The sequence below is a fragment of the Streptomyces sp. NPDC006551 genome, from assembly GCF_040611675.1.
Classification (GTDB): Bacteria; Actinomycetota; Actinomycetes; order Streptomycetales; family Streptomycetaceae; genus Streptomyces.
Map to the genome: position 1 here is coordinate 114,096 of NZ_JBEXOT010000017.1, position 15,233 is coordinate 129,328.

Consider the following 15,233-nt stretch of genomic DNA (forward strand, 5'->3'; position numbering starts at 1 on the left):
CGGACCGCGCGCGAAAATGGGGGCAAGTGGAGCCAGACCTTCCGGAGCCACATCCGACAGGAGCCAACACAGTCATGACCACGGAGACCGACGCGAGCTCGCGTCCCGACGACAGCTTCCACGTCTTCGACACCACGCTGCGCGACGGGGCGCAGCGCGAGGGGATCAACCTCACCGTCGCGGACAAGCTGACCATCGCGCGGCACCTCGACGAGTTCGGCGTGGGCTTCATCGAGGGCGGCTGGCCCGGCGCCAACCCGCGTGACACCGAGTTCTTCGCCCGCGCCCGGCAGGAGATCGACTTCCGGCACGCCCAGCTCGTCGCCTTCGGCGCGACCCGCAGGGCCGGCGGCAACGCCGCCCAGGACCCGCAGGTCAAGGCCCTCCTCGACTCCGGCGCCCCGGTGATCACCCTGGTCGCCAAGTCGCACGACCGGCACGTCGAGCTCGCGCTGCGGACCACCCTGGACGAGAACCTGGAGATGGTCCGCGACACCGTCTCCTACCTGCGCTCCCAGGGCCGCCGGGTCTTCGTCGACTGCGAGCACTTCTTCGACGGCTACAAGGCCAACCCGCAGTACGCCAAGGATGTCGTCCGCGCCGCCCACGAGGCCGGCGCCGACGTCGTGATCCTCTGCGACACCAACGGCGGCATGCTCCCCGCCCAGGTCCAGGCCGTCGTCGCCACCGTCATCGCCGACACCGGCGCCCGGCTCGGCATCCACGCCCAGGACGACACCGGCTGCGCCGTCGCCAACACGCTGGCAGCCGTCGACGCGGGCGCCACGCACGTCCAGTGCACCGCCAACGGCTACGGCGAGCGGGTCGGCAACGCGAACCTCTTCCCGGTCGTCGCCGCGCTCGAGCTCAAGTACGGCAAGCGGGTGCTGCCCCGGGGCGCGCTCGCCGAGATGACCCGCATCTCGCACGCCATCGCCGAGGTCGTCAATCTGACGCCCTCCACCCATCAGCCCTACGTGGGTGTCTCCGCCTTCGCGCACAAGGCCGGACTCCACGCCTCCGCCATCAAGGTCGACCCCGACCTCTACCAGCACATCGACCCCGAACTGGTCGGCAACACCATGCGGATGCTCGTCTCCGACATGGCCGGACGCGCCTCCATCGAGCTCAAGGGCAAGGAGCTCGGCGTCGACCTCGGCGACGACCGCGAGCTGGTCGGCCGGGTCGTCGAGCGGGTCAAGGAGCGCGAGCTCAAGGGCTACACCTACGAGGCCGCGGACGCCTCCTTCGAGCTGCTGCTCCGCGAGGAGGCGGAGGGCCGGCCGCGCCGCTACTTCCGTACCGAGTCCTGGCGCGCGATCGTCGAGGACCGGCCCGACGGCATCCACGCCAACGAGGCGACCGTCAAGCTCTGGGCCAAGGGCGAACGGATCGTCGCCACCGCCGAGGGCAACGGCCCCGTCAACGCCCTCGACCGCGCGATGCGGGTGGCCCTGGAACGCATCTACCCCCAGCTCGCCAAGTTCGAGCTGATCGACTACAAGGTCCGCATCCTGGAAGGCCGCCACGGCACGGAGTCCACCACCCGCGTCCTGATCACCACCAGCGACGGCAACGGCGAGTGGGCGACGGTCGGCGTCGGCGAGAACGTCATCGCCGCCTCCTGGCAGGCGCTGGAGGACGCGTTCACCTACGGGCTGCTGCGGGTCGGAATCGACCCGGCGGAGTAGCCACACCGGGCGGCCGCCGAGCGGCCGAGTGCCGAGTGAGCGGTCGCGCCGAGCGGCCTCGGGAAAGCGGTCTGCGTCCTCTATGTCCTGTTCGAGCCCATTCGGGTAGCTTCGAGATATGAGGACCAGGCCGTTTTACCTTCTGTCGGCCCTCGCGGGCTTGGCATTGCTGCTGCTCCTGGTCCTGACCCCCTCCGCGGGCGCCAGGGCCACCGGGATCTCCGACGCTGCCGCGGCCCTGAAGCAGGGTCCGGTGTACGTCCATCCAGGCGCCGCCGACCAGCTCTCGCGGGCCGACGCGGACGCCCTCGCCCAGAAGATCAAGGACGCGGACAAGCCGCTCTTCGTGGCCGTGCTGCCGGCGAGCGCCGAGTTCCCGCCGGAGAACCTGCTCCGCAACCTGCGGACCGAGACCGGAGTGACCGGTCTCTACGCCGTCCGCCTCGGTGACGGCTTCAACGCCGCCGCGGACTCCTCCGTGCTGTCCCGAGACGCCGTGCAGAACCTGATCACGGCCGTACGCCAGCCCGGCGTCGACGCCGACACCGAGCTGAACAACTTCGTCGACCAGGCCCTGCCCACCCTGCGCGGCTCCGCCCCCGCCTCCTGGGGAGACGTGGGTACCGACGGTGGTGTCCCGGTCGCCGGTCTGGTGACCCTCGGCGCCGTCGCCGCCGCGGGCGGTGCGAGCGCGTACGCGGTCGTCCGCCGCAACCGGCTCCGCAAGGAGGCCGAGGAGCGCGCGGCCCTGGACCGGCTCCGGGTCGTCGTCGACGAGGACATCACCGCCTTCGGCGAGGAGCTCGACCGCCTCGACTTCCACCCGGCCGAGGCCGGCGCCGACGACGCCATGCGCGGCGACTACGAACGCGCCCTCGACTCCTACGACAAGGCCAAGTCCCTCATGGGCTCCGCGACGCACCCGCACGACGTCCGCGCGGTGACCCAGGCGCTGGAGGACGGCCGCTGGTCCCTCGCCGTCCTGGCCGCCCGCCGCGAGCGCCGGCCGCTGCCCGAGCGCCGGCCGCCCTGCTTCTTCGACCCGCGGCACGGCCCGGCCTCCGAGGACCGGACCTGGACCCCGGCCGGCGGCGCCGCCCGCGAGGTCCCGGTCTGCGCCGCCGACGCCGCCCGCCTCGACGACGGGCGAGACCCCATGGCCCGTACGGTCGAGACCGACGGCGGCCGCCGCCCGTACTGGGAGGCGGGACCGGCGTACGGCCCCTGGGCGGGCGGCTACTTCGGCGGCGGCCTGCTTCCCGGCCTGCTGGTCGGCACCATGCTCGGCTCGATGCTCGCCACCCCGGCCTACGCGACCGAGTACGGCGGCTCGGAGTTCGAGGGCGGTGACGTCTCCGGCGCCGACTTCAGCTCCGGCGACTTCGGGTCGAGCGACTTCGGTGGTGGCGGCGGGTTCGGTGACTTCGGCGGCGGCGGGGACTTCGGCGGCGGCGGGTTCTAGAACCCGTCCAGCGGATCTCGGCCGGGGCCGCGGCTCGTCCCGGCCGTTCACACCAGCGGCTTCACCGACATCAGCAGATGGCGGTGCGCCTCGGCCTCCCCGTCCGTGATCAGCGCGCGCTGGCCCGGGCCGAGCAGATGGAAACGGACCGATCCGGTGCCGAACGACCCGAGCGCGTCCAGGAGATAGCCGGGGTTGAAGGCGACCGTCACCGACTCCGCCCCGGTCAGGGCCGCCGGAAGCCGCTGGGAGGCCACGTCGTCCTCGTACCCGGCCTGGAGATGGACGGCGTCGCCGCTGAAGGCCAGCTGGACCGGGCTGTCGCCCTCCGCGACCACCGCGACCCGCTTCACGGCCTCGACCAGCGGCACCCGGTCCGTACGCGCGACGGCGTGGTCGCCGAGGGCGAAGAGCTTGTCGTGGCGGGGGAGGCGGCCGTCGAGCAGCCGGGTCGTCGTCCGTGTCCCCTCGCTCTCGAAGCCGATCGAACCGCCGTCGAGGGCCAGCCGGACCGGACCGGCACCGGAGAGGGAGCGGGCGATCTCGGTCAGCCGCCGCGCCGGCACCACGACGTCGGTGTCCCCGGTCTCCTCGGCGGAGCGTTCCGGCTTCCACTCCAGCGTGCGGACCGCGTAGCGGTAGCGGTCGGTCGCGGCCAGTGTCATCTCCGTACCGTCGAGCGCGAGCCGTACGCCCGTCAGGACCGGCAGCGAGTCGTCCCGGCCCGCGGCCACCGCCACCTGCCCGACCGCCGTCGCGAACGCCTCGGCGTCCACCACTCCCCGGAACGCGGGCAGCGCCGGCTGCGCCGGATAGTCCTCCTGCGGCAGCAGGGAGAGCCCGAACCGGGCGTCCCCACCGGTCACCGAGAGCCGGGCCCCCTCGACCGCGCACTCCACCGGGCCCCTCGGCAGGACCTTGCAGATGTCGAGCAGTCGCCGTCCGAGCACCAGGGCCCGGCCCGGCGCGACCGTGTCCGCCTCGACCTCGATGCGGGCCGACGCCTCGTAGTCGAGACCGGAGACGCGCAGCAGGCCGTCGTCCCGCGCCTCCAGGAGGAGTCCGCCGAGCACGGGCACGGGCGACCTGGCGGGCAGGACGCGGGCGGCCCAGGCGACGGCGTCGGTCAACACACTGCTGTCGATACGGAATTCCATGCCGCCGACGCTAGCGGCCCCCACTGACAACGACCCCGGCACCGGCCTCATGTCGTGTTCACGGCCCCGGAGTCCGGGAAGAACCTCGCCTCGTTGATCGTTCTGCCTCCTCGAACGCGTTGGGGCGACGAGGGGAATCGGCGATGAGTGACGTCCACGGCACGGTGGAGCCCGGATTCGAGTCCGTACGGGAGGAGTTCGCCGGCGTCGTCGCGCGCGAGGCGAGCGACGGCGGCGCCCAGCTCGCCGTCTACCACCGGGGCCGCCCGGTGGTCGACCTCTGGGGCGGGGACGGGGTCGACGAGGACTCCCTGCTCGGTCTCTACTCCTCCTCCAAGGGGGCGATGGCCCTGGTCGTCGCCCTCCTCGTCCAGGACGGAACGCTCGACCCGGACCGGGAAGTCGCCTCGTGGTGGCCCGAGTTCGCCGCCGAGGGCAAGGGACGGCTGACCCTGCGCCACATCCTGGCCCACCGCTCGGGCGTGATAGGTACCGACCGCGGCTTCTCCCTCGACGAGCTGGCCGACGACCGTCTCGTCGCCGCTCGCCTCGCCGCCCAGCGCCCCTACTGGGAGCCGGACACCGGTCACGGCTACCACGCGCTGGTCATCGGCGCCCTGGTCGGTGAGGTGGTGCGCCGGGCCACCGGCCGGACGCTCCAGGAGCTCTTCGAGGAGCGGGTCCGGGCCCCGTACGGACTGGACTACTACCTCGGACTGCCCGAGGAGCTGGAGTCCCGCTTCCGCCCCGCCCTGCCGATGAAGCCCACCCCCGCCGAGCGGGCCCTGCTGGAGGCCGCTCCGATCGCCCCCGACAGCACCATGGCCATCGCCTTCAACTTCCACACCGACCCGCCGCTCGACATCGTCGCCTACGCCAACTCCCGTGCCGTGCGGGCCCAGGCGCCGGTCTCGGCGGGCGGGATCGGCAGCGCGCGGGGACTGGCGCGGATGTACGCGGCGATCGCGGGCGAACTCGACGGCCGCCCGCCGCTCCTGGCGCCCGGCACCCTCGCCGAGGTGGCCCGGATCCACTCCTCGGGCAAGGACCTCGTCACGGGGGAGGAGAACGCCTTCGGGCTCGGCTTCGTCCCGCTGGCCACGCGCTACCCCAGCCTCACGCCCGCCGCGATCGGCCACAGCGGCGCCCCCGGCTCCCAGTCCTTCGCCGACCCGTCGACCGGGCTCGCGTACAGCTACGCCCGCCGCCGCTTCGCCTTCGGCGGCGGCCCGGGGGCGGCGGAGAACGACCGCCTGATCGCCTCCGTCACGCAGGCGGCGGCGCGGGCCGCCTGACCGGTGCGTTCGCGGGACCACCGATCCCCGCGCCCCGGCTCGCGCCTCGCAGACCGCGCGCCGATGCCGGGGTTCGCGGGACCACCGATCCCCGCGCCCCGGCTCGCGCCTCGCAGACCGCGCGCCGATGCCGGCACCCCGCGGTCGCTCCACCGGCCCCGGAAACGCCGAGCGCCCGCCCTTCCGCTGTCGCGGAGGGCGGGCGCGCTCGTGTGACGGGGCGTCCCGAAGTGATCAGGCGGCGTTCTTGATCGCGGAGATGTCGAAGTTCAGCTTGACCTTGTCGCTGACCATCACACCGCCGGTCTCCAGCGCCGCGTTCCAGGTCAGGCCCCAGTCGGAGCGCAGGATCTCGGCCGAGCCCTCGAAGCCGACGCGCTCGTTGCCGTAGACGTCGGTGGCCGCGCCGTTGAACTCCAGGTCGATGGAGAGCGGGCGCGTGACGTCCTTGATCGTGAGGTCACCGGTGACGCGGTACAGGTCGCCGCCCAGCTGCTCGGCCCCGGTGGAGCGGAAGGTCATCAGCGGGAAGCGTTCGGCGTCGAAGAAGTCGCCGCTGCGCAGGTGGCCGTCGCGGTCGGCGATGCCCGTGTCGATGGAGGCGATCTTGACGTCGATCGAGGCGGAGGAGGCGGCCGGGTTCGACCCGTCGAGCGCCAGCACGCCCTCGTGCTCGGCGAAGGTGCCCCGGACGTTGGTGACCATCGCGTGGCGGACGGTGAAGCCGATGCTGCTGTGGGCCGGGTCGATGGCGTAGTCGCCGGTCAGGGCGGCCAGGGCCGGGTCGACGGGGAGGGTGGCGACGGCGGTGGTGGTGGCGGTCTCGTTCTTGCGGCTGAAGATGCCCATGACGTGCTCCTTGAGGGGACGAGCTGCGAGGTTGTTTAACCTTCAACGAGATTGACCGTAACCCCATTCCGTTCAAATTTCAACTTCTTCGGTGGAGGTTCACCCGGACGGCGCTTGGACTAACCGAAGAGGGTTCTTGGACTGGTGCGGCCGCCTGCCCGCGATCTCGTTGACGGTGCCGCGCGGCGCGGGCCAACTAGTGGCCATGTCCCTCCCCAAGCCCCTTCCCCGATCCGTGCTCGGGTCGCGAAGTCTCCGCGCGGCCTGTGCCCTCGCCGCCGCCTCGTCCGTGGTGGTCGCCCTGGCGGGACCGTCCCTCGCGGACGTTCCCGGCCCCGAGGCGGCCGCCTCCGCGACCTCCGTCACCTCCCTCATCGGCTCCGACCGGCTCTCCGTCGCCGTCGCCGAGGACTTCCCGCGCGTCGTCTCCTACACCGACCGCGCGACCGGGGCCCGCCTCCTCGGCAGTACGGCCCCGGTGACCCGGATCGTCCTCAACGGCACGGCCTACGAGGTCAAGGTCAAGGCCGCCCCCGTCCTCACCCCCGCCGCCGCCGCGTACACCCTGGCCTTCCCCGCCCTGCCCGGAGTCGAGATCGACGCGACCCTGAGCGTCAGCGGCCGCGCCACCACCTTCAAGGTCACCGCCGTCCGCGACACCGAGGCGTTCCGCATCGGCACCCTGGACATACCCGGCCACGACCTGGTCTCCGTCGGCTCCTCCGACGGCGGCGCCGAGACCGCCTTCACCCGGCTCGACCCCGACTCCACCCGTACCGCCGACGTCTTCGCCAAGGTCACCGAAGCCACCCCCGCCGAGGCGGCCCCGACCGGCGCCAGCTACGCGATCGTCAACACCGGGTCCCTCGCCGCGGCCGTCGAGTCGAACTCCAGCTACGACAAGCCCTCCGGCCCGAGCGCCCGCGACGGCGCCCGCTTCTGGCACCAGGCGCGGAAGAACGGCGCCGAGACCCGCGTCGGCGTCTGGTCGGGCCAGTGGACCTACCGCGGTGCCGGCGCGCCCGCCCCCGAGAGCGGCGCGAACCTCCCCTGGGCCAAGGTCGTCGTCACCCCCGACGTCAACGCCGACGGGCGGACCGACTGGCAGGACGGTGCCCTGGCCTTCCCCACGATCGGGATCAAGGCGCCCGGCAGCGATGCGACCCCCGACCGGGTGATCGCGCACATCCCGTTCAACTTCGCCAGCAACGCCACCCACCCCTTCCTGCGCACCCTCGACGACGTGAAGCGCATCTCGCTCGCCACCGACGGACTCGGTCAGTTCGCCCTGCTCAAGGGGTACGGCTCCGAGGGCCACGACTCGGCCCACCCCGACTACGGCGGCAACTACAACAAGCGCGCCGGCGGCCTCGCCGACCTCAACACGCTGCTCAGGGAAGGCGAGAAGTGGGGCGCCGGCTTCGGCGTCCACGTCAACGCCACCGAGTCCTACCCCGAGGCGAAGAACTTCAGCGAGACCCTCGTCGACAAGACCAAGCCCGGCTGGAACTGGCTCAACCAGAGCTACTACATCGACCAGCGCCGGGACATCAACAGCGGCGACCTCGCCCGCCGCTTCCAGCAGCTCCGGGACGAGACCCATCCCAACCTGTCGATGCTCTACATCGACGTCTACTACACCCACGGCTGGATCGCCGACAAGACGATGCAGGCCGTGCAGGCACAGGGGTGGAACGTCGCCACCGAATGGTCCGAGAAGTTCGAGCGTGCCTCCCTCTGGTCCCACTGGGCCAACGACCTGAACTACGGCGGCGCCACCAACAAGGGTCTCAACTCGCAGATCATCCGCTTCATCCGCAACGGCGAGAAGGACATCTGGAACAACCACCCGGTCCTCGGCCAGACCGCGCTCGAAGACTTCGAGGGCTGGACCGGCGAGACCGACTGGAACCACTTCTACGCCAACATCTGGCAGAAGAACCTTCCCGCCAAGTACCTCCAGCAGCAGAAGATCACCCGCTGGAACGGCAACGACCTCACCTTCACCGGCGGCGTCCGCGGCAGCGTGGAGAACGGCCGCCGCACCTTCTACGACAACGGCCGCAAGGTCCTCGACGGCGAGAACTACCTCCTGCCCTGGGACGGCGGCAGGAAGCTCTACCACTACAACAAGGCGGGCGGCAGGACCACATGGGCGGTCCCGGGCACCGGGTCGTACACCGTCCACAAGCTCACCGACAACGGCCGGGTGAAGACCGCGACCGTACGGCCCGTCGGCGGGAAGATCACCCTCGACGCCGTCGCCGGACAGCCCTACGTCCTCTACCCGGACCGCGCACCCGAGCCGCGTGACCCGCGCTGGGGCGAGGGCACCCCGGTCAAGGACCCCGGCTTCAACGACCGTGGCCTCGCCGCCTGGTCGAAGAGCGGCACGGTCACCCGTGACACCGACGACCACGGCCGCAACAGCGCCGAGCTCACCGGATCGGCCGCCGCCTCCGTACGCCAGCAGATCACCGGACTGACCCCCGGCAAGCGGTACACCGCCTCCGCCCTGATCGAGGTCGAGCCCGGGAAGACCCGCCCGACCACACTCTCCGTCGCCGGCCGGTCCGTCACCGTCGAGCGCTCTACGCTGGAGGACCGGGTCGCCGCCTCCGACTGGAACGGCACACGCCTCCAGCGCGCCAAGGTCACCTTCACCGCCCCGGCCGGCGGGACGGCGACCCTGCGGATCGAGGCCGCGGGCGGCAGCGCCGCCACCGTCCGGACCGACGATGTCCGCGTCGTGGCCAACGACCCGGCGACCAAGGCGGGCGCGGCGGTGTACGAGGACTTCGAGGCCGTCGACCAGGGCTGGGGCCCCTTCCTCAAGGGCGACTCCGGCGGTACGACCGACCCGCGCACCCACATCGCCCAACCACACGCCCCGTACACCCAGGCCGGCTGGAACGGAAAGCTGATCGACGACGTCATAGGCGGCGCCGAGTCCCTCAAGTCGCACGACGAGAACAGCGGCCTGGTCTACCGGACCGCGCCCTGGACCGTCCCCATGAAGGACGGGCACACCTACCGCGTGGAGTACGACTACCAGTCCAGCCACGCGGGCGCCTACGAGTGGGTGACCGGGTACGACCGCAGGCACGGCAACGGCGCCTCGGTCGAGACCCGCAGGACGCCCCTCGGTCAGCAACGGGCCACCGGACACTTCTCCGAGACCGTGACGGCCGGCTGCGGCGACACCTGGACCGGACTGCGCAAGCGCGGCGACGCCCCCGACGGAGCCGACTTCGTCCTCGACTCCTTCACCGTCACCGACCTGGGTCCGGCCACGGAGAAGGCCGCCTGCGGCACGCTCGCCGTCACCGCCCCGGACGCCCTGGAGCCCGGGCGGGCCAACGAGGTCACGGCCACCTTCGTCAACGACGAGGCGAGCGCGGTCGGCGACGCCCGGGCGACGCTCACCCTCCCCGAGGGCTGGACCGCCGAACCGGCCGCCCCCGTCGCCCTCGACACGGTCGCGGCGGGCGCCAGGACCACCGCGACCTGGAAGGTGACGCCCCCGGTGGACGCCGCCTACCAGCCGTACCCCCTGCGCTCCACCGTCACGTACACCGTCGGGGGCGAGACCAGGAAGCTGACCGCCACCACCTCGGTCCGTACGCTGCCCCCGCCGCCCACCACCGACAGCTGGGCGAGCGACCTGGACTGGACCTCGGCCACGAACGGCTGGGGGCCGGTGGAGCGCGACCTCTCCAACGGCGAGACGGGCACCGGTGACGGCGGCCCGCTGCGGATCGGGGGAGTGACGTACACCAAGGGCCTGGGCACCCACGCCCCGGCCAGGGTCCGCTACTACCTCGGCGGCAGGTGCACCTCCCTCACCGCCGACGTCGGCGTGGACGACGTCCAGACGACCCGGGGCACCGTCCGCTTCGGCGTCCTCGCCGACGGTACGGAGAAGGTCTCCTCACCGGTCCTCAAGGCGACCGACCCGGCCTGGTCCCTCACCGCCGACGTCACGGGCGCCACCTTCGTCGACCTCGTCGTGGCGGACGGCGGCGACGGCAACGGCAACGATCACGCCGACTGGGGGAACGCCCGCTTCCACTGCGGCGGCTGATCGGTCCAGACCAAGCGGGAGTTGATGGAAAGCGCTTGTTCCGGTGCTTGCCGTGCTCATTGATTGCGTCGGAGAACAGGTGCTACACCGGGCGCCAACCGGTCTACACCTCTTCCCCCGGGAGGCTTCCATGCCCCTTCCCGTCTGGTCCCGCCGCACCTTCCTCGCCGCCGCCACGGCCGCCACCTCCGCCGCGGCCCTCGGGCTCCCCTCCTCCGCCCACGCGCGGGAAGGGGAGTTCGAGGCGCTGCGGCTCCGGTGGCTCGACATCCAGCTCGGCACCGGCTTCGACGCCGGCGCCGAACCCTACGCCTCCCGCCTCGCCGAGACCGGACGGCTCGCCGGTGCCTTCAGGGCGTCGATGGCTCCCACGAACAACTCCCTGTGGCCCGGCCACCCCTTCGACCCGCCGGCCGGGATCACCCAGAGCTACGGCCGCCTGTGGACCATGACCCAGGCGTACGTCCAGCCCGGCACCGGTCTCACCGGCGACGCGACCCTCCTCGCCGACGTCCTGCGCGGCCTCGACCATCTCTCCGCGCGGATCTACCACCCGTCCACGGTGCGCTACGGCAACTGGTGGGAGTGGCAGATCGGCAGCCCCCGGCTTCTCATGGACATCGTCGCCGCGCTCCACCCGCACCTCGGGCCCGAGCGGATCGCCGCCGCCTGCGCCGCCGTCGACCACTTCATCCCCGACTCCGCGCTCGCGAAGTACAGCGGCACCTCCACCGGCGCCAATCGCGTCGACCTCTGCCGCTCCGTCGCCCTGCGCGGCGTCCTCGGCGCCGACCCGGCCAAGGTCGCCCTCGCCCGCGACGCCCTCTCGCCCGTCTTCCCGTACGTGACCAAGGGCGACGGCCTCTATGCCGACGGGTCGTTCGTCCAGCACACCTGGGTCGCCTACTCGGGGACGTACGGTCAGGTCATGCTCGACGGCCTCGGCCGCCTCTTCAGCCTGCTCGCCGGGTCCACCTGGGCGGTGAACGACCCGAACCGTCAGGTCATCCTCGACAGCGTCGAGAAGGCGTACGCGCCGCTCATCTACGACGGGTTGATGATGGACAGCGTCAACGGCCGGGCCATCAGCCGCGGTTACCTCAAGAACGACGAGCGGCAGATCATGCGGTCGGACCACTTCCACGGCCAGGGCCTCATTGCCGCCATCGCCCTCCTCGCCGGCGGCGCGAGCGCGGCCGAGCGCGACCGCTGGCACGCGCGCGTGAAGGGGTGGATCGAACGGGACACCGTCAGCCCCATCCTCTCCGCCCGCCAGTTCGGCGTCGCCGACCTCGCCCGCCTGCACGCGGTCGCCGCCGCGCCCGTCCCCGCCGCACCCGAGCCGACCGGGCACCGGCTGTTCGCCTCCATGGACCGGGCCGTCCACCGCCGCCCCGGCTGGGCCGCCAACATCTCCATGGCCTCGGAACGCATCTCCTCTTACGAGTGCGGCAACGGCGAGAACCCGCGCGGCTGGCACACCGGCGCCGGAATGCTCTACTGGTGGACCGCTCGCCAAGGGGGCCAGTACACCGACTGGTTCTGGCCGACCGTCGACCCCTACCGCCTCCCCGGCACCACGGTCTCCACCAAGCGGCTGGCGGACCGCGCCGGCGGCGAGTGGGGGGCGCCGAAGCCGGCCGTGAGCTGGGTCGGCGGCGCCACCGACGGTGAGTTCGCCGCCGTCGGGCAGCATGTGAAGGGCCTCGGCTCCACCCTGGAGGCCCGCAAGTCGTGGTTCTGCGCGGCGGACACCGTCATCTGTCTGGGCGCCGGGATCACCGCCGCCGACGGCGTCCCAGTCGAGACCGTCGTCGACAACCGCAACCTCGGCGATGGGGGCACCTCCCACGCCGGAGGCCGTGGGGAAGGCGCCGACGCGTTCACCACCGGCCAGGGCTGGGCGCACCTGGACGGCCACGGCGGCTGGGTCTTCCCCGCGGGAGCGGCGAACCTCCGCACCCTGCGCGAGGACCGGACCGGTGCCTGGAGCGACATCAACACCACCAGCTCCACCGAGCGCCGCACCCGGACCTACCAGACCCTCTGGCTGGACCACGGCACGGACCCCGTCGACGCCTCCTACGTGTATCTGCTGATGCCGGGCGCCTCCCGGCGTACGCTCGCCGCCCGCGCCGCCGACGGGGGGTGGATGCACGTCCTCGCCAACACCGCCGACCAGCAGGCCGTCTCCGTCCCGTCCGTGGGGCTCACGGCCGCGAACCTCTGGCGGGCCGGTACGGTGGGGCCCTTGACGGTCACGGCGCCGTCGAGCGTCCTCGTACGCCGTCGCCGCTCCGTCCTCGACCTCCGGGTGAGCGAGCCGCCGCGCACCGGCCGACCGCTGGAGCTCGTCTGGGACCGGCCCGTGCGCCGGGTGATCACCCACGATCCGTCCGTGGAGGTGCTCGCCACCGGCCGCTCACTGCGGCTGCGGATCACGCCCGGTACCGCCGGTGCCACCCACCGCTGCGAGGTGCTCGTCTAGATGGTTGTGTAAGGATCCTACAAACACAGGGGGTCTCCCGCTGTCGACTCGTGCCGGGGGCGGCACGGTTCTGTCTAGCTCCACCAGGAATCGACACGGGAGACTGTACGGAGTGGACGGCGGGATTTCCTTGGTCGACTTCGTAGGGTCGGTACATGACCGTTGTGGACCAGATCCCGAGCGAGCCGACTGACGCCCGTGGCCGTGTGGCCGAGCTGCACGCCCTGCGCGAAGAGGCCAGGCGTGGCCCGAGCGACCGAGCGACCGAGGCCCAGCACGCCAAGGGCAAGCTGACCGCCCGGGAGCGCATCGAGCTGCTGCTCGACCCGGGCTCCTTCCACGAGGTCGAGCAGCTGCGCCGGCACCGCGCCACCGGTTTCGGCCTGGAGGCCAAGAAGCCGTACACCGACGGCGTCATCACCGGCTGGGGCACGGTCGAGGGCCGCACGGTCTTCGTCTACGCGCACGACTTCCGCATCTTCGGCGGCGCGCTGGGCGAGGCCCACGCCACCAAGATCCACAAGATCATGGACATGGCCATCGCGGCCGGTGCCCCGCTCGTCTCGCTGAACGACGGCGCGGGCGCCCGTATCCAGGAGGGCGTCTCCGCCCTCGCCGGCTACGGCGGCATCTTCCAGCGCAACACCCGCGCCTCGGGCGTCATCCCGCAGATCAGCGTGATGCTCGGCCCGTGCGCCGGCGGCGCGGCCTACAGCCCGGCTCTGACCGACTTCGTCTTCATGGTCCGCGAGACCTCGCAGATGTTCATCACCGGACCGGACGTCGTCAAGGCCGTCACCGGTGAGGAGATCACCCAGAACGGCCTCGGCGGCGCGGACGTCCACGCCGAGACCAGCGGCGTCGCGCACTTCGCGTACGACGACGAGGAGACCTGCATCGCCGAGGTGCGCTACCTCCTGTCGATGCTCCCGCAGAACAACCGCGAGAACCCGCCGACCGTCGCCTCCGAGGACCCGGCCGACCGCCGCTCGGACGTCCTGCTCGACCTGGTGCCCGCCGACGGCAACCGTCCGTACGACATGCACAAGGTGATCGAGGAGCTCGTCGACGACGGCGACTACCTGGAGATCCACGAGCGCTGGGCCCGCAACATCATCTGCGCGCTGGCCCGGCTCGACGGCCAGGTCGTCGGCATCGTCGCCAATCAGCCGCAGTCGCTGGCGGGCGTCCTGGACATCGAGGCGTCCGAGAAGGCCGCACGATTCGTCCAGATGTGCGATGCTTTCAATATCCCGATCATCACCCTTTTGGACGTACCCGGCTTTCTGCCGGGCGTCGACCAGGAGCACGGTGGAATCATCCGCCACGGCGCGAAGCTGCTGTACGCGTACTGCAACGCGACCGTGCCCCGGATCTCGCTGATCCTGCGCAAGGCGTACGGCGGCGCCTACATCGTCATGGACTCCCAGTCCATCGGCGCCGACCTGACGTACGCCTGGCCCACCAACGAAATCGCGGTGATGGGCGCCGAAGGTGCCGCCAACGTCATCTTCCGCCGGCAGATCGCCGAGGCCGAGGACTCCGAGGCCATGCGAGCCCGCATGGTCAAGGAGTACAAGGCCGAGCTGATGCATCCCTACTACGCCGCGGAGCGCGGCCTGGTCGACGACGTGATCGACCCCACCGAGACGCGGGAGGTCCTCATCCGGTCCCTCGCCATGCTCCGCACCAAGCACGCCGACCTGCCGTCCCGCAAGCACGGCAACCCGCCTCAGTAAGAGGAGACCTTCGTGACCACGCCCGCCAACCTTCTCCGAGTCGAGAAGGGCCACGCCGACCCCGAGGAGCTGGCCGCCATCACCGCGGTCCTGCTCGCCCGCGCGGCCGCCCAGCCCGCCGACGCCACGACGTCCGCCCGCTCCACGGCCGGCTGGCGCCGCCTGGAGCGCCAGTCGGGCTTCCGCCCCTCCCACTCCTGGCAGGGCTGAGCCCAGAGGCACCGAAGGCCCCCGCTCCTCATGGAGCGGGGGCCTTCGCCTTACCCCCGGAACGCGCCCGCCACACGCCGTGAACGCGCCATACACACGCAAGGAAGCCCCGCGCACACGCCGAGGAGCCCCGCGCACACGCCGAGGAGCCCCGCGCACACGCCGAGGAGCCCCGCGCACACGCCGAGGAGCCCCGCGCACCGAACCGGGCGCGGGGGGCCGTCGCAACCGGCGGGGGGGCGTACCCCAGGCGGGCCC

General features: G+C 72.0%; 9 protein-coding genes. 7 read left to right on the top strand and 2 right to left on the bottom strand.

What is annotated here, in order from left to right:
• Positions 1 to 74 precede the first annotated feature (74 nt).
• Entirely contained in the window at positions 75 to 1,691 is a 1,617-nt protein-coding gene (cimA, locus tag ABZY12_RS17895) for a citramalate synthase (protein ID WP_356891251.1), read from the top strand.
• Positions 1,692 to 1,809: 118 nt separating this feature from the next.
• Entirely contained in the window at positions 1,810 to 3,153 is a 1,344-nt protein-coding gene (locus ABZY12_RS17900) for a hypothetical protein (protein WP_356891253.1), read from the top strand.
• Between the two features lie 47 nt (positions 3,154 to 3,200).
• Here the strand turns inward: ABZY12_RS17900 and dnaN are convergent, their stop codons facing one another.
• Positions 3,201 to 4,310 carry a DNA polymerase III subunit beta gene (dnaN, locus tag ABZY12_RS17905; protein WP_356891255.1) on the bottom strand — a complete coding sequence of 370 codons (1,110 nt, stop codon included), beginning with the start codon at positions 4,308 to 4,310 and terminating at the stop codon, positions 3,201 to 3,203.
• A gap of 143 nt (positions 4,311 to 4,453) precedes the next feature.
• Between dnaN and ABZY12_RS17910 the strand changes: the two genes are divergently transcribed.
• Positions 4,454 to 5,605 (top strand): serine hydrolase domain-containing protein, encoded by a 1,152-nt coding sequence (locus ABZY12_RS17910; protein ID WP_356891257.1) that lies wholly within the window; start codon positions 4,454 to 4,456, stop codon positions 5,603 to 5,605.
• 234 nt (positions 5,606 to 5,839) lie between these two features.
• Here ABZY12_RS17910 and ABZY12_RS17915 read toward each other — a convergent pair whose 3' ends face one another.
• Positions 5,840 to 6,454: a YceI family protein gene (locus tag ABZY12_RS17915; protein ID WP_356891259.1), complete on the bottom strand. Its 615-nt coding sequence runs from the start codon at positions 6,452 to 6,454 to the stop codon at positions 5,840 to 5,842.
• A 205-nt stretch (positions 6,455 to 6,659) separates the two neighbouring features.
• On the opposite strand from ABZY12_RS17915, the gene ABZY12_RS17920 reads away from it, so the two are divergent.
• From ABZY12_RS17920 to ABZY12_RS17935, 4 genes are all read left to right on the top strand, one after another.
• A complete protein-coding gene (locus tag ABZY12_RS17920) occupies positions 6,660 to 10,538 on the top strand; it encodes an endo-alpha-N-acetylgalactosaminidase family protein (protein WP_356891261.1) in 3,879 nt (1,292 codons plus the stop codon).
• Positions 10,539 to 10,668: 130 nt separating this feature from the next.
• On the top strand, positions 10,669 to 13,026 hold the full coding sequence (locus ABZY12_RS17925; RefSeq protein WP_356891263.1) for a polysaccharide lyase 8 family protein: 2,358 nt from the start codon (positions 10,669 to 10,671) through the stop codon (positions 13,024 to 13,026).
• 155 nt (positions 13,027 to 13,181) lie between these two features.
• Positions 13,182 to 14,765, top strand: coding sequence for an acyl-CoA carboxylase subunit beta (locus tag ABZY12_RS17930; RefSeq protein WP_356891265.1), 1,584 nt, complete (start codon positions 13,182 to 13,184; stop codon positions 14,763 to 14,765).
• A gap of 12 nt (positions 14,766 to 14,777) precedes the next feature.
• The gene (locus ABZY12_RS17935) at positions 14,778 to 14,975 is read left to right on the top strand and encodes an acyl-CoA carboxylase subunit epsilon (RefSeq protein WP_356891267.1); all 198 of its coding nucleotides are present in this window, start codon (positions 14,778 to 14,780) and stop codon (positions 14,973 to 14,975) included.
• The last annotated feature ends 258 nt before the right edge of the window (positions 14,976 to 15,233 follow it).